Consider the following 20,910-nt stretch of genomic DNA (forward strand, 5'->3'; position numbering starts at 1 on the left):
GCGGGCAACCGGCCATGAGCACGGTCGGCGGGCGTGTACTACGGTAGGCGCGATCAGCTCGGTTACGGCAAGGACGGTGTGGCGATGTCGGACTTATCCCCCGTCCTGCGCACCTGCCTGTCATGTCACGGCTCCGGTGCCCGCAACCGCCTCCCCTGCATGGCGTGCAAGGGTTCCGGCCTGGTCTGGTGCGAGCCCGCGGAGGACGACCTCGTCGACGGCGAACACCACGCGGGGCCGGACGAGCGGCGGCTCGACCCACCCCGCTGAGCGACCGCGTCGTACCAGAAGAGTGAAAGTTCGCCGCCCGTTCACATGGGCGGCGCCATGCGGGGGTAGCACTGAGAGATGGTCACCGCGACGCGCTTCCGGCGTAAGTTCGAGGTCATCGACACTGCGGCCGTGGCCGGGTCTCCCTTGCCGGCGCCTCCGGCCACCCCGAGCGAGGATGACCGGATGCCCACCAACCTGGTGCTGCAGTACCTGCGCGCCCAGCGGGACACGATCCGATGGACCGAGGCCGGCGCCCGGCGCGGCGACGCCGAGGCCGTGCACGACATGCGCGTGGCGATCCGCCGGCTGCGCAGCACGCTCCGCACGTTCCGCGGCCTGTGGGACGCCGAGCGCGCCGAGTGGCTGCGCACCGAACTGAAGTGGCTGGCCGACCAGCTCGGCCCGGTGCGGGACGGGCAGGTCATGTCCGAGCGGCTGGCCGCCGCGGTCGAGGCCGAGCCGGACCGGCTGGTCCACGGCCCGGTCGCGGACCGGCTGCGTGAGGGCCTCGGCGACCGCATCGCGGAGGGCCGCTCCGGGCTGCGCGGCGCGCTGGACGGCGAGCGCTACCGGGTGCTGCTCGGCCGGCTGAACGCACTGGTCGTGAGCACCGACGGCGGCTCCTCGTCGTGGCTGCGCAAGCGCACCCGCAAGGCCGTGCGCCGCGCCGACCGCATGCTGGCCGACGCGGTCCGCGACCGGCGGTCCGCGCCCGGCCCGGAGGCTGACGCGCACCTGCACGACGCGCGGAAGGCCTACAAGCGCGCACGGTACGCGGTGGAGGTCACCCGCCCCGCCGCCGGCCGCCCGGCCCGGCGGCTGGCCAAGCGGCTCACCGCGCTGCAGGACGTGCTCGGCGCCCACCAGGACTCGGTGATCACCGGGTCGGTGCTGCTGGAAGCGGCCGGTGCGGCCGCGGCCCGGGGCGAGGAGACGTTCACCTACGGCCTGCTGCACGCGCGTCAGGCCGACGCGGGCGAGCGCGCGCTGGACGCGCTGCCGGCCGCCCGCCGGAAGGCAGGCAAGTCCGCCGCCCGTGCCTGGCTGAAGTAGGTATCCGCTGGTCAGAGGGCGTGATTCAGGTCGCCGGAAAACCGTTGCCGATCACCCCCGGAAGTGGATAACGTTGCCGTACACGTGAGAGGAGGTGGTCCTAGCTTTGTGTAGCAATCGGACTCGTGAGGTGGCTGTCCGCTAGCCGCTGTCCTTGACAGTCGTATGACGTCGAGACCGTGTGGCAGCGGTGCGGCGAATACCAGACAGCCACCCAGCCCCCGGGGTTCCGGCCGAGTCCAGCCGGTTCGCGTTCGCGCGAGTGCCCCGGGGGCTGTTTACTATCTCGGGTGAGCGCACGCGAGCTGGTCATCCTCGGTACGGCCAGTCAGGTCCCGACCCGGCACCGCAACCACAATGGTTACCTGCTCCGCTGGGACGAGCACGGGATCCTCTTCGACCCGGGTGAGGGCACCCAGCGGCAGATGCAGGGCGCCGGCGTCGCGGCCAGCGCGATCACCGGGGTCTGCGTCACCCACTTCCACGGCGACCACTGCCTCGGCCTGCCCGGCGTGATCCAGCGGCTCTCGCTCGACCGGGTGCCGCATCCGGTGCCGGTGCACTTCCCGGCCGGGGGTGCCGAATACTTCGACCGCCTGCGGTACGCCAGCTCGTTCTACGAGACCGCGACCGTGGTGCCGGCGCCGGTGACCGACGGCTGGACCGCGGATCTCGGCGCGTTCACGCTGACCGCGCGCCGCCTCGTGCACTCCGTGGAGACCTGCGGCTACCGGCTCACCGAGCCGGACTCGCGGCGGATCGTCCCGGAGCTGCTGGCCGCGCACGGCGTCACCGGCCCGGCCGTCGGGGTGCTGCAGCGGACCGGCCGCCTCACGCTCGACGGCGGCCGCGTGCTCACGCTCGACGAGGTCAGCGCGCCGCGCCCGGGTCAGCGGTTCGCGTTCGTGATGGACACCGGGCTCTGCGACGCGGTGTTCGCGCTGGCCGACCGCGCGGATCTGCTGGTCATCGAGGCCACGTTCCTGAACGAGGACGCCGCGCTCGCCGCCGAGGTCGGGCACCTGACGGCCGCGCAGGCCGCGCGCGTGGCCCGGGAGAGCGGCGTGCGCCGGCTGGTGCTCACCCACTTCTCCCAGCGGTACGGCCAGGACGAGTACGAGCCGGGCGGCCGCTTCCTGACCGAGGCGCGGGCCGAGTTCGACGGCGAGATCGTGCTGGCCCGGGACCTCATGCGGGTGGACGTGCCGTCGCGGGTGCGAGTGAACGCATGAGCGTGCTGCTGCGGGCGGTCACGGACGCGGACCTCGCGGCGGTCGGCGCGCTGCACCTCGCGTCCCGGACGACCGCCTACGCCGGGATCATCTCCGCCGAGGCGCTGGCCGACATCACGCCGGACGCGATGGCCGAGTGGTGGCGGGAACGGTTCCGGTGGGAGCGGGACACGCATCGTTTCACGGTCGCGGAGGACGGCGGCACGATCGCCGGCTTCACCTACGCCGGGCCGGACGAGGCGCCGGACGCCGCGATCCTGCACGCGATCCACGTGGCGCCGGACCGGGTCGGGTCCGGGCTCGGCCGGCTGCTTCTGACCGACGTGCAGGACTGGTTCGCCGCCCAGCCGGGCTGGACCAGCGCGTCGCTGTGGGTGCTGGAGGGCAACGCGCGGGCCCGTGGCTTCTACGAGCATCACGGCTGGCGGTCCGACGGGACCACCACGCTCGACGCGATCGGCGCCGCGATGGTGCCGATGGTCCGCTACCGTCGATCATGGAGCCCTCCCCCGGTAACGGCCGGTTAGCGGGAGACGACTCCATCATCGGCGGTGCGCGGAGTGTGGCAGGCGAGGGCACGTGACCGTTCGTTGCGGGGGAACCGGTTTCCCACGCACCCTCGCCCGCCGTCCCCATCTCGCCCGGACCGAACGCCTGGCCGGAGGCGTTCGACGATCGGCGGAGGCCTGCCGGTCGCCGGGCCCGATGGGTTCTGTGCGGGACGCCTCGAAGCTGGCGGGGCGACAAGACGTCAACCGCGGAAGGATGCCACTGGCTTTGCTCGCCGGGGGACGGTCAAGCTCTGGAGCGTGGCATCCAGAAAAGTCGCTATGCAGCTGGGTCCTCGGTGGATCGTCGCCGGGGGCGGGCTCGGCGACGGTCATTTCCTTCTCTCAGTCTTGCCCTCCTGAGCCGGAGGTAATCCATATCGAATGCTCGGCCCTTCCGTACGACGAAGTCAACCGTCACGACGAGTCCCAGCGCCGCACACGGTGTGCGATTGCGTTATGTGGACGGCTTACTTGCGCTTAGCGGATAACGTGCACTTAACCTGCATCGATGACACATCAACGTCGTGCCGATCCGCGCCCGTCCACACGATCGGGAAGCCCTTCTCCCGGACATCGAACATCGTGTGAATGCCCTTGTTCGCGCCCGGCGAAACGGCCAAAGGCATTAGACGGTACGCCTCGACGTTGCCGCTGTCATGGACGCCGACCGGATCGACGCAGATGATGAAGCTCTCGACGCGTACAGCCGGGTGGTCACGCGCGTGGCCGCCGACATCCTGCCCAGCGTGGCCGCGCTCGCGGTCCGGACCGGCCGGGGCGCCGGGGCCGGCTCCGCCGTCGCGTTCGCGGCCGACGGCTTCCTGCTCACCAGCGCGCACGTGGTCGCCGGGGCACGCTCCGGCACCGCCACGTTCGCCGACGGTGCGCAGTCCCGCTTCGACGTGGTCGGCGCCGACCCGCTTTCCGACCTGGCCGTGCTGCGCGCCGGCGGCGCGGTCCCACCGGCCACGCTCGGCGACGCGGACCGGCTGCGCGTCGGTCAGCTGGTCGTCGCGGTGGGCAACCCGATGGGCCTGGCCGGCTCCGTCACCGCCGGCGTCGTCTCCGGCCTCGGCCGGTCCATCCCGGCCCGGGACGGCCGCCGGGTCCGCCCGATCGACGACGTGATCCAGACCGACGCCGCACTCAATCCCGGCAACTCCGGTGGCGCGCTCGCCGCGTCCGACGGCACCGTGGTCGGCATCAACACCGCGGTGGCCGGTTACGGCCTCGGCCTGGCCGTGCCGATCAACGCGACCACCCGGCAGATCATCGGCGAGCTCGTCTCCACCGGCCGGGTGCGACGCGCCTGGCTCGGCGTCGCCAGCGTCCCGGTCCCGCTCCCACCGCCGCTCGCCGCGCGCCTCGGCCAGCGCAACGGGCTGCGCGTCGTCGAGGTCGTCCCCGGCTCACCCGCCGGCGTCGCCGGCATCTTCCTCGACGACATCATCGTCTCCGCCGGCACCGAGCCCACCGAGACCGTCCAGACGCTGCTCAAGCTGATGCTCGGCCCGGCGATCGGCTCCCGTCTGCCGCTCACGCTCTACCGCCGCGAGGCCATGGTCGACGTCGTGACGATACCGGCGGAATTGACCTGACAACCGCCGTCACGACGGCCGGCTCCGTCCTCACCGGGCGAAGCCGGAACCGTTCGTGAAATTGCTCGCGCGCCGATTCGGCTGCTTGAAACATTTCAGGTCGGTAGCTCGCCGGAGAATCGCGTCGGACACGAATCGCGGCCGGCACGGGAATTGCCGATCACGCCAATATCGCCGTTGCGCAATCAGCACTGGCGAAGGCACGCCGGCAGCCGAGGCGATCCCCGCTTCGCGTGCTGGGTGAGCCCGGCGGAAATCGGCTACACGCGGCTGTCGGTTTCGTTTGCCGGCCGTATCGCGTCGTCGTGTCGATCACCGCAGAACCGGCTCCGGGAGCCGGACCACATCACGCACCGCGGCAGGCACCGCGAAACCGGCTCCGCGGCCGGTGGCCGGGCCACCGGCCGCGGCGCGTGGGTTGTGGTGAGTGTCGCGGGACCGGCTCCGGCGCGGCGGCCGGAGCGGAGCGCCAGCGGAGTCGGAGGCCTCCGCGCGGTTGGCCCGCGGGAGCATGCGGGCCGCACCGCGCCGGAAGCGGGAATATCCGCTTTTATGGGTTTGTCGGCGCCAGGTGGGCGAGAAGGTCCTGGCGGGTGAGCACGCCGGCCGGCTTGCCGTCGATCAGGACCATTGCGGCGTCGGACTGTTCGAGCAGCTTGACGGCCTCGCTGACCGGCTGGCCGCCGCCGATCATGGGCAGCGGGTCGGCCATGTGGCGCTCGATGGTGTCGTGCAGGTGGGCCTTGCCGGAGAAGAGCGCGTCGAGCAGCTCGCGCTCGGCGACCGAGCCGGCCACCTCGCCGGTGACCACCGGGGGCTCGGCCTTGAGCACCGGGAGCTGACTGACGCCGTACTCGCGCATGTAGTCGATGGCGTCGCGCACGGTCTCGGTGGGGTGCAGGTGGACCATGGGCGGGATCTGGCCGCCCTTGCTCTCCAGCGCCTCGGCGACGGTCGACTCGGTGCCGGACGTCTCCAGGAAGCCGTACCGGGCCATCCAGTCGTCGTTGAAGATCTTGGAGAGGTAGCCGCGGCCACCGTCCGGCAGCAGCACCACGATGACGTCGTCCGGCTGGGCGCGGCGGGCGACGTCGAGCGCGGCCACCACGGCCATCCCGCAGGAGCCGCCGACCAGCAGGCCCTCCTCGCGGGCCAGGCGGCGGGTCATCGCGAACGACGCCTTGTCGGAGACCTCGACGATCTCGTCCGCGACGGTACGGTCGTAGCAGTCCGGCCAGAAGTCCTCGCCGACGCCCTCGACGAGGTACGGCCGGCCGGTGCCGCCGGAGTAGACCGAGCCCTCCGGGTCCGCGCCGATTATCCGGACCCGGCCCGCGGACGCGTCCTTCAGGTAGCGGCCGGTGCCGGAGATCGTGCCGCCGGTGCCGACGCCGGTCACGAAGTGCGTGATCCGCCCGTCGGTCTGCTCCCACAGCTCCGGGCCGGTGGTCTCGTAGTGCGAGCGCGGGTTGGCCTTGTTGGAGTACTGGTCCGGCTTCCATGCGCCGGGGATCTCCGCGGCCAGCCGGTTGGAGACGTTGTAGTAGGAGCGCGGGTCCTCGGGCGCGACCGCGGTCGGGCAGACCACGACCTCGGCGCCGTACGCCCGGAGCACGTTGCGCTTGTCCTCGGAGACCTTGTCCGGGCAGACGAAGACGCACCGGTAGCCGCGCTGCTGCGCCACCAGGGCCAGGCCCACTCCGGTGTTTCCGCTGGTCGGTTCCACGATGGTGCCGCCCGGCTTCAGCAGCCCGGCGGCCTCCGCATCGTCGACCATCCGAATGGCGATCCGGTCCTTCACCGAGCCGCCGGGGTTCATGTATTCCACCTTGGCGAGCACGGTGGCCTCGATGCCCTCGGTGACCCGGTTCAGGCGGACCAGGGGCGTGTTGCCGATCAGGTCGACGACGGTGTCGTAGTAGCGCACGCCCACAGACTACGTCCCGCACTTCGGGAAGTTAGTGCGCCTTCCCGATGAGAATGCGATCACGGTCCTTCTCCCACTCGATGAACCGCTGCGTCTCGGAGAGCACCGAGCCGGCCAGCCAGGTGATGACCACGGCGTCGTCGGCCAGGCCGACCAGCAGCAGCATCGCCTCCGGCACCAGGTCGATCGGGGAGACGAGGTAGGCCAGCGCACCGGCCATCAGCAGCAGTGACTTGCCGCCGTCGTACTCACCTTTGACGATCGCCTTGATCATTCGCGGGACGGCCGCGATCCGTTGCCCGATCGACGGGCCGCCCTTCCGGCTCGCCGTCAGCGCCTGCCACAGAGCCTTGAACGCCGCCACACGCCGCAGATTGTTCGCCATCTCTCCCCAGCTCCTCGATCCCGCATCCCAATGGTGACCGTTCTCGGCAACCCGTATGTACCCAGCCCGGTGATCCACACCACCTGCCCCCGGGCACCGGGTTGAACTCCGTGCGAACTCACCGGAAAGCACCCAGGGCGCACCGGGAGACCGTCGCGGAGAAGCGTTAATCTCGAAATCCGTCGCTCGCGTGAAAGAGGAAGGCGGGGGCGCTGATGAACGGGCGGACAGCACAACGCATCGCCAGGACCGCGGTGTTCACGGCCGGCGCACTGACCGGCATGACACTCGCGTCCGCGGGTCTGCTGGCCTCACAGGCCGAGGCGGCCCGCCGGACCATTCCGCTGGCCGAGGGGCCACCGCCGCGCGCGGACGGCGTGTTCGGCGCGAAGTTCGGCGGCAGGCCACTGGTTCTCGCCGTGCTCGGGGATTCCACCGCGGCCGGGTACGGCGTGCTGCGCACCCGGGAGACGCCGGGCGCGCTGCTGGCCACCGGCCTGTCCCGCCGGTTGCGCCGTCCGGTCCGGCTGCACCGGTTCGCGGTGGTCGGCGCGATCACCGACGGCCTGCGCCACCAGGTGCAGGACGCGCTGGAGGTCCGGCCCGACCTGGCCGTGATTCTGATCGGCGCGAACGATGTGACCAAACGCACGCCGGTGACGGTCGCGGCGCGGCAGCTCGCCGACACGGTGGGCGCGCTGCGCGGCGTCGGCGCCGAGGTGGTCGTCGGCACCTGCCCCGACCTGGGCACGATCCGGCCGATCAAGCCGCCGCTGCGCTGGCTCGCCCGGCGGTGGAGCCGGCAGCTGGCCGAGGCGCAGACGATCGCGGTGGTCGAGGCCGGCGGGCGCACGGTGTCGCTCGGCGACCTGCTCGGGCCCCGCTTCTTCGCGGAGCCGACCCGGATGTTCGCGTGGGACCACTTTCACCCCTCCGCCGACGGGTACGCGGTGGCAGCGGCCGCGATGCTGCCGACCGCGGTCGCGGCGCTCGGCGTGCCGTCCGCGCAGGCGTCGACGCTGAGCCTGGACCAGGGCGTGCGCTCGCTCTCCGACGCAGCGCAGGAGGCGGTCAAGCACGCGGGCACCGAGGTGTCGGCCGAGCGGGTGGCCGGGCGCGACCGCGGGCCGCTGGGCCGCTGGGTGCGGCTGCGACGACTGGCCGTGATGCCGCGTCAGCAGACTCCCGATCAGGACACGGCGGCCGTACCCTTGGATAAGGCTTTGTCGGGAAAAGGGGATATGACCCCGCAGGAGTCGACGGACGGCCGCGGCCACGACGGCATGATGTGATGTCAACCATGCACGGAGGAGGACGGTGATGGGCATGACTCCGGAGGCTCGCCAGATCGGCCGGACCGCGGCCATGACGCTGCTCGCCGGCACGGTGAGCGGCGCCGCGCTGCTCGCCGGCGAGATCGTCGCCGCGCGCAGCCGCCGCTACGCCAAGCCGTCCATGGGCCTCGGCCTGCGCACCTCGATGGGCCCGGCCGGTGCCCCGTCGCTGCGCCTGGTACTGCTCGGCGACTCCAGCGCGCTCGGCGTGGGCGTCGAGTTCCTGGCCGACACGGTCGGTGGCCACCTGGCCCGGCTGCTCTCCGAGGGCGCGGCCGGGCACGGCGAGCGGCACGTGCACCTGTCCAGCGTCGGCGTGGCCGGCTCCCGCTCGACCGACCTGGCCACTCAGGTCGCCCGCGCGCTGCTCGGCGAGCGTCCGGACGTGGCCGTCATCCTGATCGGCGCGAACGACGCCACCTCGCTGCGCCGCCCGGCCGAGGCTGCCGCGCACCTGAGCGCGGCCGTCCGCCGGCTGCGCGGCGCGGGCGTCGAGGTCGTCGTCGGCACCTGCCCTGACCTGGGCGCGGCGCGCGCACTGGCGCAGCCGCTACGGCAGATCGTCGGGCTGCTCGGCCGTCAGATGGCGCACGCGCAGGCCAAGGCGGTGCGCGACGCCGGCGGCACGGTCGTCGACCTGGCCGTCGAGACCGGCGCGGTGTTCCGGGCCGACTCCGGCACGCTTTGCTACGACGGCTACCACCCGTCCGCGGACGGCTATCGGGTGTGGGCGCACGCGCTGCTGCCCGCGGTCTCGCACGCGGCGACGATGCCGAACCCGCGTACCCAGTGAGCGTGTGTGCGGCGCGGCAATCTCTGCCGCGCCACACGTTTCTCATCGACATGATGTTACCGGTGGGTTAACGTTCGTTCATGCCGGAAGCTGTCATCGTCGCCACTGCCCGCTCCCCCATCGGACGGGCCGTCAAGGGCTCGCTGCGCGAACTGCGCCCCGATGATCTGGCCGCCACGATCATTCAGGCGGCGCTCGACAAGGTCCCCCAGCTCGACCCGGCCACGGTCGAGGACCTCTACCTCGGGTGCGGTCTGCCCGGCGGCGAGCAGGGCTTCAACATGGCCCGTGTGGTCGCCACGCTGCTCGGGCAGGACGGCCTGCCCGGTGCCACCCTCACCCGCTACTGCGCGTCCTCGCTGCAGACCACCCGGATGGCGCTGCACGCGATCCGGGCCGGCGAGGGCGACGTGTTCATCTCGGCCGGCGTCGAGATGGTCTCCCGCTACGCCCGCGGCAACTCCGACGGCCTGCCGCCCGAGGCGCAGGCGCTGGTCGGCGGCGGCTGGGAGAACCCGCGCTTCGCCGCCGCGCGGGAGCGCAACGCGGCTCGCGCCCAGGGCGGCGCCCCGGTCTGGCACGACCCGCGCACCGACGGCGAGCTACCGGACATCTACCTCACGATGGGCCAGACCGCCGAAAATCTGGCCCAGGTGTACGACGTGTCCCGCGAGGAGATGGACGAGTTCGGCGTCCGCAGTCAGAACCTCGCGGAGAAGGCCATCGCGAACGGCTTCTGGTCCCGCGAGATCACCCCGGTCACCACGCCGGACGGCACCGTCGTCACGGCCGACGACGGCCCGCGCGCCGGCGTCACCATGGAGGGCGTGGCCGGCCTCAAGCCCGTCTTCCGCCCCGACGGCCGGATCACCGCGGGCAACTGCTGCCCGCTCAACGACGGCGCGGCCGCGGTCATCGTGATGAGCGACGTACGGGCGCGCGAGCTGGGCATCACGCCGCTGGCCCGGATCGTCTCGACCGGGGTCACGGCGCTGTCACCGGAGATCATGGGGCTCGGGCCGGTGGAGGCGTCCCGGCAGGCGCTGGCGCGCGCCGGGATGACCATCGACGACGTGGATCTCGTGGAGATCAACGAGGCGTTCGCGGCACAGGTCATTCCGTCGTACCAGCAGCTGGGCATTCCGATCGACAAGCTGAACGTGAACGGCGGGGCGATCGCGGTGGGGCATCCCTTCGGGATGACCGGCGCCCGGATCACGGGGACGCTGCTGAACTCGCTGTCCTGGCACGACAAGTCCGTGGGGCTGGAGACCATGTGCGTCGGCGGTGGCCAGGGGATGGCCATGATCGTTGAGCGGCTGAGCTGATTCTCGCTCTCCCGCGGGGAGGTCGTTGTGTCGCTGGGGCTGCTTCGGGGTGGGGTGAAGCAGCCTTAGTGACTCAACGATCCTTACTCTCCAGGCTCATCGCCCGAGGCGCCCTCGCCGCCCCGCGGCGGCGGTGGCACGCGACTACCCATGTGACCGAAGCCGGCGGCCCTGCCGATGATCTGCTCGGCTCGCCTGGGCGGCAGCAGGCGAGGCGGGCAGGCACACGAGACAAAACCGGGAACCCAGGCCCGCTGGAACTCTTGGCCTTCCCCGGAGCCGAGACGCCTTTGGTGCAACCACAGGGTCAGGAGCCGGGCGGCCCGCACGGCAACGTGTCAGAACACCTGGCGCAAGGTGCTGAGACGGTCTGCGGCCTCGGCGAGCACGGCTTCCGCCGGATTCGCGGCCCGCAGGTCGGCGATGACGACGCGGAGCTGGTCGACCAGCGCGGGATCGTGGGGCAGGCGCGGAACCGCCCGGTGCGGCTCGCCCTCCGCATCAGCGGCGGCATCCGCGATCCAGGCGACGAGAGCGTGCAGGGCGTCGCCACGGCTGCCGTCGGTACCGTCGAGGTGCGCGGCCCAGCGCGGCGCCTCCCAGTGGCCCACCTGACGGATGAATCGCTCCAGAGCCTGGTCGAGGGTCGCGGTACGCACATCGCGAGGCTACCCGGGCACGCCGGCCACCCCCGCGAGGCCGTGCGGCAGGCCGGTACGAGCCGGCGACGCGATCGGTTCTCCGGACAGGCCTGAGCGCGGCTTCCGGCCGCACGAGGGCCGGCGGGAAGGGCACGGCCGGCCCCGGCCGGGAAGAGGCGAGATCCGCTCCGGGCGGGGAGAACGAAGCGCCCGCCCCGGGCCGGGGAACACCGTGCGTGCCCTCAGGCCGGGAAAGGCGAAACCCGCCCGGGCCGGGGAGGGCTCGGGCGGGCTTCGGCGGAAGGGGTGGGGTGCGCGGCGGCGGGCGCCGCGCGGGTCAGTCGTCTTGGAGGAAGCTCAACAGGCGCAGGATCTCCAGGTAGAGCCAGATCAGGCCGACCAGGATGCCGAACGCGGCGGTCCAGGCGTACTTCTGGGGAAGGCCCATGCGCACGCCCTCCTCGATCTCGCCGAAGTTGAGCACGAAGCTCAGCGAGGCGACGACGATGCAGACCAGGCTGAAGCCGATGGCCAGCGGGCTGCCGTCGCGGAGGCCGGTGTTGACGCCGAACAGGGCGAACACCAGGTTGATCATCATGACCGCGAACAGGCCGACCATGATCGAGATCATGATGCGGGCGAACTTCGGGGTCGCGCGGATCACGCGGGCGCGGTAGAGGATCGCCATCAGGAAGAACACGCCGAACGTGGCGGTGGTGGCCTGCAGGACGATGCCGTCGTAGAAACCCTCGAACACGCGGCTGACCAGGCCGAGGAGCACGCCCTGGACGACCGCGTAGACGCCGGTCAGGACCGGGTTGGCCATCCGCATGAAGGAGAGGACCAGGCCGAGCACGAGGCCGACGACGGCGGCCGCGACCAGCACCGGCATCGCGACCGGGGCGGGGACCAGGATCCACGCGGCGGCGGCGGAGAGGGCGGTGATCGCAAGCAGCGCGACCGTACGGACGACGACGTCGTCGATGGTCATCGGGCGGACGGCCGGCGGAGCCGCCGGGTACGCCTGGGACGGGTAGGGCTGGTCGTAACCCGCCGGACCGTAACCGGGCGCGCCACCGGGACCGTAGGCGCCGTACGCGCCGGCCCGCTCGCGCTCGGCAGCCCGGCCGAGCTGGCTCAGCACCGGGTTGCTTGTCTTCACGTCTATGGCCTCCTGCCGGTAATGACACTCCTGCCAAGAGTAAGGGGTGGCCACCAGGCTGGGCGACCCGCTGGCCTGTGAACTTCCTGAACAGAAAGTCCTACACCTTGTGGGAGAGGACGGGAAGGTAGTAAAGGGGTGCCCGGGGCGGGGGTCGAACCCGCATGCCTCTCGGCAGCCGCTTTTAAGGCGGCCGTGTATGCCATTCCACCACCCGGGCGAGTGCGTGCGTGCAGATGTCACGGTAATGGGTAGGGGCGCACCGAGCGCGCCGACAACCCTGCGGCGCACTACTGTCGTTGCCGTGACGAGCCCCACACCCACCGAAGTGGACCGGGAGACGAACGTCAGCGAGAAGCGTCTGGACGTCGCTGACCTGGCATTTTGCGTCTTCTACCTATTCCTGGCGGCCTGGTTGACGGCCTACCTGTGGCCGGACCCGGGCGCCAAGGTGATGGCGCTGAACGCGGCCGATCAGGCGCTGTACGAGTGGTTCTTGGCCTACGACACCCGGATAGCCACCGGCGATGTCGGTTTGATCACCGACCGGCTGAACGTGCCGGACGGCGTGAACCTGCTCGCCAACACGTCCGTGATCGCGCTCGGCGTACTGATGACGCCGGTGACCCTGATCTTCGGGGTGCCGGTGACGTTCGCGCTGCTGGTGGCGCTGAACCTGGCCGGCACCGCGATCGCCTGGCACGTGCTGCTGCGCCGGGTGCTGCGCGTGGAGCCGGTCGCGGCCGGGCTCGGCGCGGTGTTCGCCGGGTTCGCGCCCGGCATGGTGTCGCAGTCGGTCAGCCACCTGCACATGACCGCGCAGTGGCTGGTACCGGTGATGGTCTGGCTGGTGATCCGGATGTACCGGACCCGGAACCCGAGAACGATCGTCATCTCCGCGCTGGGCCTGGCCGCGGCCGTGACCGTGCAGGTCTTCATCGGCGAGGAGGTGCTCTTCCTCACCGCGTTCACGCTGCTGCTGTTCACGCTCGGATTCGCGGCGCTGCGCCCGCGGGCGGCGCTGCGCGCGGCCGGTCCGTTCCTCGGGGGGATGCTGCTCACCGCGGTCGTGGCCGGTGCGCTGCTGGCGTACCCGCTGTGGGTGCAGTTCGGTGGGCCACAGTCGGTGAACGGGACGCTGTTCCTGCCCGGTTACTTCGTGACCGACCTGGCCAGCTTCACCGCCTTCTCGCCGCTGTCGGTGGCCGGGGAGCCGGAGGCGGCGGAGCTGAGCACCGGTGCCAGCGAGTACAACACGTTCCTCGGCTGGCCGTTGCTGCTGCTCGCGGCAGGGTTCGTGGGGTGGCTGCGGCGGGACCGCGCGGTGCTGGCCGCCGCGTTCGCCGGTCTGACGATGGCGGTGCTGTCCCTCGGTCCGTCGCTCGTCCACAACCGGGAGCAGCTGGAGATCTGGGGGCCGTTCGCGCTGCTGGAGAGCGTGCCGGTGATCGACGCGGCGCTGCCGATGCGGTTCTCGCTGGCGCTGATCCCGGTGATCGCGGTGATCCTGGCACGCGGCGTCCAGGCCGGTCTGGCTCGGCCGGACCTCACCCGGTACGTGGCACCGGCGCTGGTGGTCGTCGCTCTGGCCCCGCTCACCCCGGCGCCGCTGCCGGCCGCGGCGCGCGAGCCGCTGCCGGAGTTCATCGCGGGCGGGCACTGGCGGGAGTGCGTACCGGAGGGCGGCGTGCTGGTGCCGGTGCCGCTGCCCACGCCGCAGGACCCGTGGCCGATGCGCTGGGCGGCGGCGACGAACGCCGCGTTCGGCATCCCGGAGGGATTCTTCATCGCGTCGTACGGCGCGGACGGCGCGCCGTCGATGGGCACCTACCAGCGGACGCTGTCGAGCGTGACGGCCGAGGTGGCGAAGACCGGCGTGGTGCCGGAGATCGACGAGCAGAAGCGCCGGGACGCGCGGGCCGACCTTGTGCACTGGGGCGCGTCGTGCGTGGCGGTGGCGGACTCGGCGCCGAACGCGGTGGCGCTGCGCGTCACGCTGGAGCGCCTGCTCGGCACGACCGGCACCCGCTCGGCCGACGTCTGGTACTGGCGGGCATGACGTGAGGCAGGGGCGAGCCGTTCGGCTCGCCCCTGCCTCAGAAAGAAACGATCAGGCCTTACCGGCGGCCACCGGCTCGGCGGGAGCGGCCGGCTTCGGCTCCAGCGGCGGCGTGACCTCGGTGAACTCCTCGCGCGGCGCGTGCAGCTGACCGAGCGCGACCACCTCACGCTTGAGGAAGAACGCCAGCGTCCAGTCCGCCACGACCCGCACCTTGCGGTTGAACGACGGGATCTGGCTGACGTGGTAGAAGCGGTGCATCAGCCATGCCGTGACGCCCGGCACCTTGACGCCGTAGACCTTCGCGGCGCCCTTGTAGAGGCCGAGGCCGGCGACCGAGCCCAGGTACTTGTGCCGGTACACCTTCGGCTCGCGCCCGTGGATGACGCGCGCGATGTTGTCGGCCACCACGACCGCCTGCCGGACCGCGTGCTGTGCGCTCGGCGAGCACCACGCGCCGACGCCGCCGGTCAGGTCCGGGACCTGCGAGCAGTCGCCCGCGGCCCAGGCGCCCTCGACGACCGTCTCCCCGTCCGCCACCTGCAGCGTGGGCAGGCAGTTGACGTGGCCGCGCGGGCCGAGCGGGAGGTCGGTGTTGGCCAGCATCGGGGACGGCTTCACACCGGCGGTCCAGACGACCGTGTCGGTGGTGAACTGCTCACCGTCGGAGAGCTTGACGTTGCCGTCGACGCACGACTCCAGGAACGTGCCGAGCCGCATGTCGATGCCGCGCTTGCGCAGCTGACGGGCGGCGTAGGCACCCATGTCCGGCCCGATCTCGGGCAGGATCCGCTGGGTCGCCTCGACCAGCACGAACCGGACCTCGTCCTGCTTGAGCTCCGGGTAGTACTTGAGCGCGGAGCGGACCATGTCCTCCATCTCGGCCAGCGCCTCGATGCCCGCGTAGCCACCGCCGACGAAGCAGAACGTGAGTGCCCGCTTCTTGGTCTCGGCGTCGGTGGTGGTGGCGGCGACGTCCAGCCGGTCGAGGAAGTGGTTCCTCAGGTAGATGGCCTCGCCGATGGTCTTGAAGCCGATGCCCTGCTCGCGTAGGCCCGGGATGGGCAGCGTGCGGGACACGGAGCCGGGCGCGACCACGATGTGGTCGTACTCGACCTCGCGGGCCGGCCCGGAGATGGTCTCGACCAGGACCTTCTTGTTCGCGTGGTCGATGCGAGTGACCTCACCGGAGATGATCGTGCAGCGGCGCAGCTCCCGGCGCAGCGGCACAACGGCGTGCCGCGGGGAGATGTTGCCGGCCGACGCCTCGGGGAGGAACGGCTGATAGGTCATGTGCGGCTGAGGATCGACGACGATTACCTCTGCCTCGCGCGCGCTGAGCTTCTTGGAGAGGCGCAGCGCGGCGAAAAGGCCGACGTGCCCAGCTCCAACCACAAGGATCCGCTGAGGACTCACGAGGGTTATCTTTCTCCTAACCTCTTGACCTTGCGCGGGGGATGACGACTTATGTGATCCACGACGCGTTCCCGACCAGGTAAAAAGCATGTTACGTCAGCAAAAGCGCTGGTCAGCAGCGTTTATCGGGAGAGCCTGGCGAGGAGGCCGGCAGCCGTGATTGCTGCCACTAAGCCACCGATCGCAAACGCTACGTGACTGCCGAGCGTCAGGCGGCCGACCGCGGCGAGCGCCATGACGAGCACGACCGCCGATCCGATCACCACCGCGACCAGCCGAATCACCCATCCGGTGACAGCCTCGGAGCGGATCGCGCCGTCGAACGGCAGGCAGGCCGCCAGCGCGGCCAGGCCGTGGCCCGCGTAGAGCAGGCTGCCGAGCGCGAGCACCCGCCAGATCGAGACCGACTCACCATACGCGGCGGTGCCGATCAGCCAGAGCGCGATGACCGCGAGCGCCAGGATCACCGGCATGGTGCCGCGCGGCCGCAGCGCCGGGAGGATCGCCAGCACGATCATCGCGCCGGCCACGCGCAGATCGAGGAAATCGGCCGGCAGTGCCACCAGCAGCGCGGCCAGGCCGGCGGCGGCCACCGCAAGACGGACCAGGATCGGCGTGGGTCCGGCACGCCGGACCGCGTTGCGCAGCGCGAGGTAGCGGGCCCTCACCGCAGGCCCGCCCGGGGGGCGCCGGCGAACCGGGCGATGTCCCGCAGCACCAGGTCCAGGCTGCCGGCGCCGGCCCAGCTCACCACCGGCACACCGTGCTCTCGCAGTCGGCCCAGCGTGTTCTCCCGCTCCAGCCGCCACAGGCGCAGCGCCTGCTCGACCCACGGGCTGCCGCCGGGCAGCGACAGTCCGGCGCTCGGCAGCGTGTCGACCGCGACCACGTACCGGCCGGAGCGGGCCAGCCGGGCCAGCATCTCGGCCGCGCCCGGTTCCAGCAGCGGCGTCAGCACCACGACCAGCGCGTTCGACGAGACCAGGTGTGCGGCGACCGGGTCGGCGCCGTTACCGGCGCTGCCCTGCTGCCGCACCTCCAGCAGCCACTCCAGCACGGTCAGGTACTGCCGGCGGCCCGCCGCGGCGCGGGGTCGGCGGGCGGCCGGGCCGTACTCCAGCAGCGAGACCCGGTCGCCGCGGTGCAAGTAGTGCTCCGCGATCGCGGCTGCGGCCCGGACCGTGGTGTCGAGTACGGAGGCACCGCCGTCCACGCCGCCGGAGTTGCCGGTCTCGGCCGTCACGTCGAGCAGCAGCGCCACCTCGGCGTCCCGGTCGGAGAGCGTGGCGGCCACGTGCAGCTCACCGGCGCGCAGCGACACCCGCCAGTCGATGCGCCGCAGCCGGTCGCCGGGCCCGAACTTGCGGACACCGGCCAGCTCGCCGCTCTGGCCGGGGCGCCGGGAACGGTGGCCGCCGACCAGGCCGGCCGCGTTCGGCATCGCGTCGACCGCCTGGAACGGCTCGGTACGCGGGTAGACCGCGATCCGGGCCGGGCGCAGCACCACCGGCGCGGACGTGAACAGCCCGTCGCAGGCGGCCGCGGCGGCCGCGATCGGGCCGAGGTCGTGGCGGCCCCAGCGCAACCCGCGGCCCTCCAGCGCGATCAGGCCGGTCCGGCCCGCGTCCACGGCCAGGCCCTGCGGCCGGTCCGCCGCGTCCAGGCGCAGCCACCGCGACCGGCGCACCCGGACCAGCACCAGGTCGTAGCGGACGTGATCCCGGTTGATCACTTCGAGCTCGGCGAGGACGTCGCCGCCCTCCACCCGGTTGACCGCCTCCAGCGTGAGCGCCAGGTCCGGCGCCGCGGCCGGGCGGCGGCGCAGCGAGACCGCGGTCCCGATCACGAACGGCGTGGCCAGCAACACCACATCGGTACGGCCGAGCACCACGCCGATCACCAGCAGCAGACCGGCCAGCGTGATCGCGCGGCTGAGCGCCCGGGTCGGCACCCACACCGGCGGGGCCTCCGCCTCGGGAAGCACCGGTTCCGCGACCGCCGCCAGCGGCGGCACCGCGGGACGCAGAGAGCTCATGCCGCCTCCTCCGCTTCGCTCCCCCGGCGACATTCGTCGAGCACTGAGCCAGCAGATTCGCTCGCAAGCTCGCTCATGCCGCCTCCTCCGCTTCGCTCCCCCGGCGACATTCGTCGAGCACTGAGCCAGCAGATTCGCTCGCAAGCTCGCTCATGCCGCGTACGTCGGCAGCGCGCCGCTGGCCGGGGCCGGGACCGCGTCGAGCACCTCGGAGACCACGAACGCCGGGTCGACCCGGCGCAGCCACATCTCCGGCCGCAGCGTGATCCGGTGGGTCAGCGCCGGTGCCGCGACCTCCTTGACGTCCTCCGGGACCACGAAGTCGCGGCCGGCCAGCGCGGCCCGCGCGCGGGACAGCAGCAGCAGCGCCAGCGAGCCGCGCGGGGACGCACCGACCAGCACGGACGGGTGCTCCCGGGTGGCCGCGGCGAGCGCCACGATGTACCGGCCGATCGAGTCCTCGACCGTGACCTGCTCCAGGCCGGCCTGCATGCGCAGCAGCGTCTCCGCGTTCACCACCGGGGCGATCTCGGCCTCCTCACGGCGGCGGTGGATGCGGCGGCGCAGCACCTCCCACTCCTCCTCGTGGCTGGGGTAGCCGAACGAGACGCGCAGCAGGAACCGGTCCAGCTGCGCCTCGGGGAGCGGGTACGTGCCCTCGTACTCGATCGGGTTCGCGGTGGCGAGCACGTGGAACGGCGCGTCCAGCCGGTACGTGACGCCCTCCACCGACACCTGCTTCTCCTGCATCGCCTCCAGCAGTGCGGCCTGCGTCTTCGGTGGCGTCCGGTTGATCTCGTCGGCGAGCAGCAGGTTCGTGAAGATCGGGCCGGACCGGAAGGTGAAGTCGTGCCGGCTCTGGTCGTAGAGGAACGAGCCGGTCACGTCCGCGGGCAGCAGGTCCGGCGTGAACTGGAGGCGGCGGAAGTCCAGCCCGAGCGCCTGCGCGAAGCTGCGCGCGGTCAGCGTCTTGCCCAACCCGGGCAGGTCCTCCAGCAGCACGTGCCCACCGGCCAGAATGCCGGCCAGCACCAGCTCCAGCGGCTCCCGCTTGCCGACCACCACCGTGCCGACCGCGTCCAGCACGGTCCGCGCGAGCGCACCCACCTCGTACGGCGGGAGGGGCTCCGGCATGTCAGTCATAGTTCCTCCAGGCGGGTGACCAGCGACGCGAACTGTCGTGGTTTCGGTGCGCGCTTCGGCGGCGCGGTCAGCAGCGTCCACAGCGGGTCGCCGAGCAGCTCGCGCGCCCGCCGCTGATCAGACGCGATGGTGACGCCGTGGCGTTGCCGCAGCCGCTCGTCGGCCAGCTCGCGCAGCGCCGGCACGGTCAGCCGGTGGAACCGGGCCGCGTCCTCGGTGCTCCAGTTGAGCACGCGTTCCCAGCGCCCGACCGCATGGCGCAGCCCGTCACCGCCGGTGAAGTTGTAGGTGCCGGGCTCCTCGCCGCGGACCACGTGCCGGGCCGGGCGCTCGCCGCGGCCGGGCACGCCGACGGACGCGATCACGCGCCGCAGCGTCACCAGGGCCAGGAACGACAGGAAAAGCACCGGTACGGAGACGGTCAGCTCCTCGACGCGCAGCAGCACGTAGACGATGCCGGTGCCCAGCCCGGCCAGCAGCGCACCGGTCACCCAGCGCCACCGGCTCTTCCGGGCCGGCCGCTCCTCGGCACCGGCGAACAGGTCGTCGATGCTCACGGCGCACCCCCGGCCGGCGTGGTCAGGTCGTCGCGCACCCGGTGCAGCGCGGCCACGGCGTCGGCGCGCATGCGCTCGTCGACCGTGTGCGTGGCGTACCGCGCGGTGCGGTAGACCTCGGCGAACCCGGCCAGCACGGCGCGGTCCACCCGGTGCTCGCGCAGCAGACGGGTGACCAGCTCGGACGGGGTGTCACCGGGGCGGCGCGGCGTGCCGGCGTCCGCCGCGGCCTGCTCCAGCCGCACCCAGCAGGTGATCACGGCGCCACGCGGATCGCCGTCGCCGGCCAGCTCGTGCAGGCCGGCGTCGAGCGCGGCCACCATCTCCTCGGTGGCGGCGGCGCGGCGGCGCGGCGCGGCGTACCCGGCGGTCCGTTTTCGCAGCTGGTCGCGGACCGCGATCACCACCACGGTGCCGAGCACACCGGCCACCACCAGCACGGCCAGCACGATCAGCGCGGTGATCAGCCACGGCGGCAGCGCGAAGCCGGAGTCCTCGATCTCGATCAGCTCATTACCGCCGCCGGCCGGCGGTGGCGGATTCTCCAGCGTCGGCGGTGGTTCGCTCGGCAGGTCGAAGCGCGCGAGCGGCGGCGCCTGGCGCAGGCCGATCGAGGAGTTCTGTGCCGCGACCGCGATCAGGCCGATGAGCAGCACCGCGGCGGCGACCGGCCACCACACGCGCAACGACTTCAGCGTCATGCGGCGGCCAGCGCGCGGGCTCGGGCGAACACGTCGTCCAGCATCGCGGGTGTGAGCCGCCCGGTAAAGGTGTTCTGCTGGCTCACGTGATAACAACCCAGCAGCGCCGGTACGCCGTCCCCGGTCCACAGTGCACCATGGCCGAACGCCGGGCGGGGACTCGGCGGGCGCACGCCCCACACCTCGCGCATCGCGGGCCACCACGCGGCCCAGGCGAACGCACCGAGCGCGATCACCACCCGCAGCGTGGGCCGGATCAGCGCGAGTTCGCGGTGCAGGAACGGCGCACAGCGATCCCGCTCGTCCGGCGCCGGCTTGTTGTCCGGCGGCGCGCAGCGTACCGCCGCGAAGATCCTGGTGTCCTTGATCTGCAGACCGTCGTCGGCGGAGACGCTGGTCGGCTGGTTGGCCAGGCCGGCCCGGTGCATGGCCGCGAACAGCACGTCGCCGGAGCGGTCGCCGGTGAAGATCCGGCCGGTGCGGTTGCCGCCGTGCGCGGCCGGTGCCAGGCCGAGGATGCCGATCCGGGCGTCGGCCACGCCGAAGCCGGGCACCGGGCGACCCCAGTAGGTCTGGTCCCGGAACGCCGCGCGCTTCACGGCGGCGACCTCCTCCCGCCACGCGACCAGGCGCGGGCAGGCGAAGCAGTCGCTGATCTCGGCGTCGAGGTGCTGCAGCGCGTCCCCCATGATCCTTAGAGAATCACGGGGGACGCGCCTCGG

The 20,910-nt window shown here is 72.1% G+C and carries 20 protein-coding genes and 1 tRNA gene; 9 read left to right on the top strand and 12 right to left on the bottom strand.

Annotated elements, in window-relative coordinates; genetic code table 11:
- The first annotated feature begins 84 nt into the window (after positions 1–84).
- The 5 genes from J2S42_RS18180 (at position 85) to J2S42_RS18200 (ending at position 4,707) form a co-directional block, all read left to right on the top strand.
- A complete protein-coding gene (locus tag J2S42_RS18180; protein WP_307240725.1) occupies positions 85–270 on the top strand; it encodes a hypothetical protein in 186 nt (61 codons plus the stop codon).
- 186 nt (positions 271–456) lie between these two features.
- On the top strand, positions 457–1,326 hold the full coding sequence (locus J2S42_RS18185) for a CHAD domain-containing protein (RefSeq protein WP_307240727.1): 870 nt from the start codon (positions 457–459) through the stop codon (positions 1,324–1,326).
- A gap of 290 nt (positions 1,327–1,616) precedes the next feature.
- The gene (locus tag J2S42_RS18190) at positions 1,617–2,558 is read left to right on the top strand and encodes a ribonuclease Z (RefSeq protein ID WP_307240729.1); all 942 of its coding nucleotides are present in this window, start codon (positions 1,617–1,619) and stop codon (positions 2,556–2,558) included.
- Positions 2,555–3,085, top strand: a complete 531-nt coding sequence (locus J2S42_RS18195; protein ID WP_307240731.1) for a GNAT family N-acetyltransferase — start codon at positions 2,555–2,557, stop codon at positions 3,083–3,085. The genes J2S42_RS18190 and J2S42_RS18195 overlap by 4 nt, the downstream gene beginning before the upstream one ends.
- A 680-nt stretch (positions 3,086–3,765) precedes the next feature.
- Positions 3,766–4,707, top strand: a complete 942-nt coding sequence (locus J2S42_RS18200; protein WP_307240733.1) for a S1C family serine protease — start codon at positions 3,766–3,768, stop codon at positions 4,705–4,707.
- 550 nt (positions 4,708–5,257) lie between these two features.
- Here the strand turns inward: J2S42_RS18200 and J2S42_RS18205 are convergent.
- Both J2S42_RS18205 and J2S42_RS18210 read right to left on the bottom strand, forming a co-directional pair.
- Positions 5,258–6,634, bottom strand: coding sequence for a cystathionine beta-synthase (locus J2S42_RS18205; RefSeq protein ID WP_307240735.1), 1,377 nt, complete (start codon positions 6,632–6,634; stop codon positions 5,258–5,260).
- Positions 6,635–6,665: 31 nt separating this feature from the next.
- The gene (locus J2S42_RS18210) at positions 6,666–7,019 is read right to left on the bottom strand and encodes a YkvA family protein (protein ID WP_307240737.1); all 354 of its coding nucleotides are present in this window, start codon (positions 7,017–7,019) and stop codon (positions 6,666–6,668) included.
- A 215-nt stretch (positions 7,020–7,234) separates the two neighbouring features.
- Between J2S42_RS18210 and J2S42_RS18215 the strand changes: the two genes are divergently transcribed.
- The 3 genes from J2S42_RS18215 to J2S42_RS18225 all read left to right on the top strand — a co-directional run bounded on the left by J2S42_RS18215 (position 7,235) and on the right by J2S42_RS18225 (position 10,474).
- Positions 7,235–8,311, top strand: coding sequence for an SGNH/GDSL hydrolase family protein (locus tag J2S42_RS18215; protein WP_307240739.1), 1,077 nt, complete (start codon positions 7,235–7,237; stop codon positions 8,309–8,311).
- Positions 8,312–8,345: 34 nt separating this feature from the next.
- Positions 8,346–9,146 (top strand): SGNH/GDSL hydrolase family protein, encoded by an 801-nt coding sequence (locus J2S42_RS18220; protein ID WP_370879403.1) that lies wholly within the window; start codon positions 8,346–8,348, stop codon positions 9,144–9,146.
- 80 nt (positions 9,147–9,226) lie between these two features.
- Positions 9,227–10,474 (top strand): acetyl-CoA C-acetyltransferase, encoded by a 1,248-nt coding sequence (locus J2S42_RS18225; protein WP_307240742.1) that lies wholly within the window; start codon positions 9,227–9,229, stop codon positions 10,472–10,474.
- Between the two features lie 338 nt (positions 10,475–10,812).
- Here the strand turns inward: J2S42_RS18225 and J2S42_RS18230 are convergent, their stop codons facing one another.
- From J2S42_RS18230 to J2S42_RS18240, 3 genes are all read right to left on the bottom strand, one after another.
- Entirely contained in the window at positions 10,813–11,133 is a 321-nt protein-coding gene (locus J2S42_RS18230) for a hypothetical protein (RefSeq protein ID WP_370879202.1), read from the bottom strand.
- 319 nt (positions 11,134–11,452) lie between these two features.
- Positions 11,453–12,277 carry a Bax inhibitor-1/YccA family protein gene (locus J2S42_RS18235; protein ID WP_307240744.1) on the bottom strand — a complete coding sequence of 275 codons (825 nt, stop codon included), beginning with the start codon at positions 12,275–12,277 and terminating at the stop codon, positions 11,453–11,455.
- Between the two features lie 139 nt (positions 12,278–12,416).
- Positions 12,417–12,497, bottom strand: a tRNA-Leu gene (locus J2S42_RS18240).
- Between the two features lie 84 nt (positions 12,498–12,581).
- On the opposite strand from J2S42_RS18240, the gene J2S42_RS18245 reads away from it, so the two are divergent.
- Positions 12,582–14,336, top strand: coding sequence for a DUF6311 domain-containing protein (locus tag J2S42_RS18245; protein WP_307240746.1), 1,755 nt, complete (start codon positions 12,582–12,584; stop codon positions 14,334–14,336).
- Positions 14,337–14,387: 51 nt separating this feature from the next.
- Here J2S42_RS18245 and J2S42_RS18250 read toward each other — a convergent pair whose 3' ends face one another.
- From J2S42_RS18250 to J2S42_RS18280, 7 genes are all read right to left on the bottom strand, one after another.
- Positions 14,388–15,752 carry an NAD(P)/FAD-dependent oxidoreductase gene (locus tag J2S42_RS18250; protein WP_307240748.1) on the bottom strand — a complete coding sequence of 455 codons (1,365 nt, stop codon included), beginning with the start codon at positions 15,750–15,752 and terminating at the stop codon, positions 14,388–14,390.
- Between the two features lie 122 nt (positions 15,753–15,874).
- Positions 15,875–16,345: a hypothetical protein gene (locus J2S42_RS18255; RefSeq protein WP_307240750.1), complete on the bottom strand. Its 471-nt coding sequence runs from the start codon at positions 16,343–16,345 to the stop codon at positions 15,875–15,877.
- Between the two features lie 71 nt (positions 16,346–16,416).
- Positions 16,417–17,778, bottom strand: coding sequence for a DUF58 domain-containing protein (locus J2S42_RS18260; RefSeq protein WP_370879404.1), 1,362 nt, complete (start codon positions 17,776–17,778; stop codon positions 16,417–16,419).
- A gap of 159 nt (positions 17,779–17,937) precedes the next feature.
- The gene (locus J2S42_RS18265) at positions 17,938–18,930 is read right to left on the bottom strand and encodes an AAA family ATPase (protein WP_307240754.1); all 993 of its coding nucleotides are present in this window, start codon (positions 18,928–18,930) and stop codon (positions 17,938–17,940) included.
- Entirely contained in the window at positions 18,927–19,487 is a 561-nt protein-coding gene (locus tag J2S42_RS18270) for a hypothetical protein (RefSeq protein ID WP_307240756.1), read from the bottom strand. Before J2S42_RS18270 ends, J2S42_RS18265 begins: the two co-directional genes overlap by 4 nt.
- Positions 19,484–20,188 carry a DUF4129 domain-containing protein gene (locus J2S42_RS18275; protein WP_307240758.1) on the bottom strand — a complete coding sequence of 235 codons (705 nt, stop codon included), beginning with the start codon at positions 20,186–20,188 and terminating at the stop codon, positions 19,484–19,486. Before J2S42_RS18275 ends, J2S42_RS18270 begins: the two co-directional genes overlap by 4 nt.
- On the bottom strand, positions 20,185–20,877 hold the full coding sequence (locus tag J2S42_RS18280; protein WP_307240760.1) for a uracil-DNA glycosylase: 693 nt from the start codon (positions 20,875–20,877) through the stop codon (positions 20,185–20,187). Before J2S42_RS18280 ends, J2S42_RS18275 begins: the two co-directional genes overlap by 4 nt.
- Between the last annotated feature and the right edge of the window lie 33 nt (positions 20,878–20,910).

This window comes from Catenuloplanes indicus (assembly GCF_030813715.1).
GTDB classification, from domain to species: Bacteria; Actinomycetota; Actinomycetes; order Mycobacteriales; family Micromonosporaceae; genus Catenuloplanes; species Catenuloplanes indicus.

Bases quoted from the DNA above. Each gene is read 5' to 3' on its own strand.
- J2S42_RS18180 (WP_307240725.1), top strand. From the start codon at position 85: ATGTCGGACTTATCCCCCGTCCTGCGCACCTGCCTGTCATGTCACGGC.
- J2S42_RS18185 (WP_307240727.1), top strand. From the start codon at position 457: ATGCCCACCAACCTGGTGCTGCAGTACCTGCGCGCCCAGCGGGACACG.
- J2S42_RS18195 (WP_307240731.1), top strand. From the start codon at position 2,555: ATGAGCGTGCTGCTGCGGGCGGTCACGGACGCGGACCTCGCGGCGGTC.
- J2S42_RS18200 (WP_307240733.1), top strand. From the start codon at position 3,766: ATGGACGCCGACCGGATCGACGCAGATGATGAAGCTCTCGACGCGTAC.
- J2S42_RS18210 (WP_307240737.1), bottom strand. From the start codon at position 7,019: ATGGCGAACAATCTGCGGCGTGTGGCGGCGTTCAAGGCTCTGTGGCAG.
- J2S42_RS18215 (WP_307240739.1), top strand. From the start codon at position 7,235: ATGAACGGGCGGACAGCACAACGCATCGCCAGGACCGCGGTGTTCACG.
- J2S42_RS18220 (WP_370879403.1), top strand. From the start codon at position 8,346: ATGACTCCGGAGGCTCGCCAGATCGGCCGGACCGCGGCCATGACGCTG.
- J2S42_RS18225 (WP_307240742.1), top strand. From the start codon at position 9,227: ATGCCGGAAGCTGTCATCGTCGCCACTGCCCGCTCCCCCATCGGACGG.
- J2S42_RS18265 (WP_307240754.1), bottom strand. From the start codon at position 18,930: ATGACTGACATGCCGGAGCCCCTCCCGCCGTACGAGGTGGGTGCGCTC.
- J2S42_RS18275 (WP_307240758.1), bottom strand. From the start codon at position 20,188: ATGACGCTGAAGTCGTTGCGCGTGTGGTGGCCGGTCGCCGCCGCGGTG.
- J2S42_RS18280 (WP_307240760.1), bottom strand. From the start codon at position 20,877: ATGGGGGACGCGCTGCAGCACCTCGACGCCGAGATCAGCGACTGCTTC.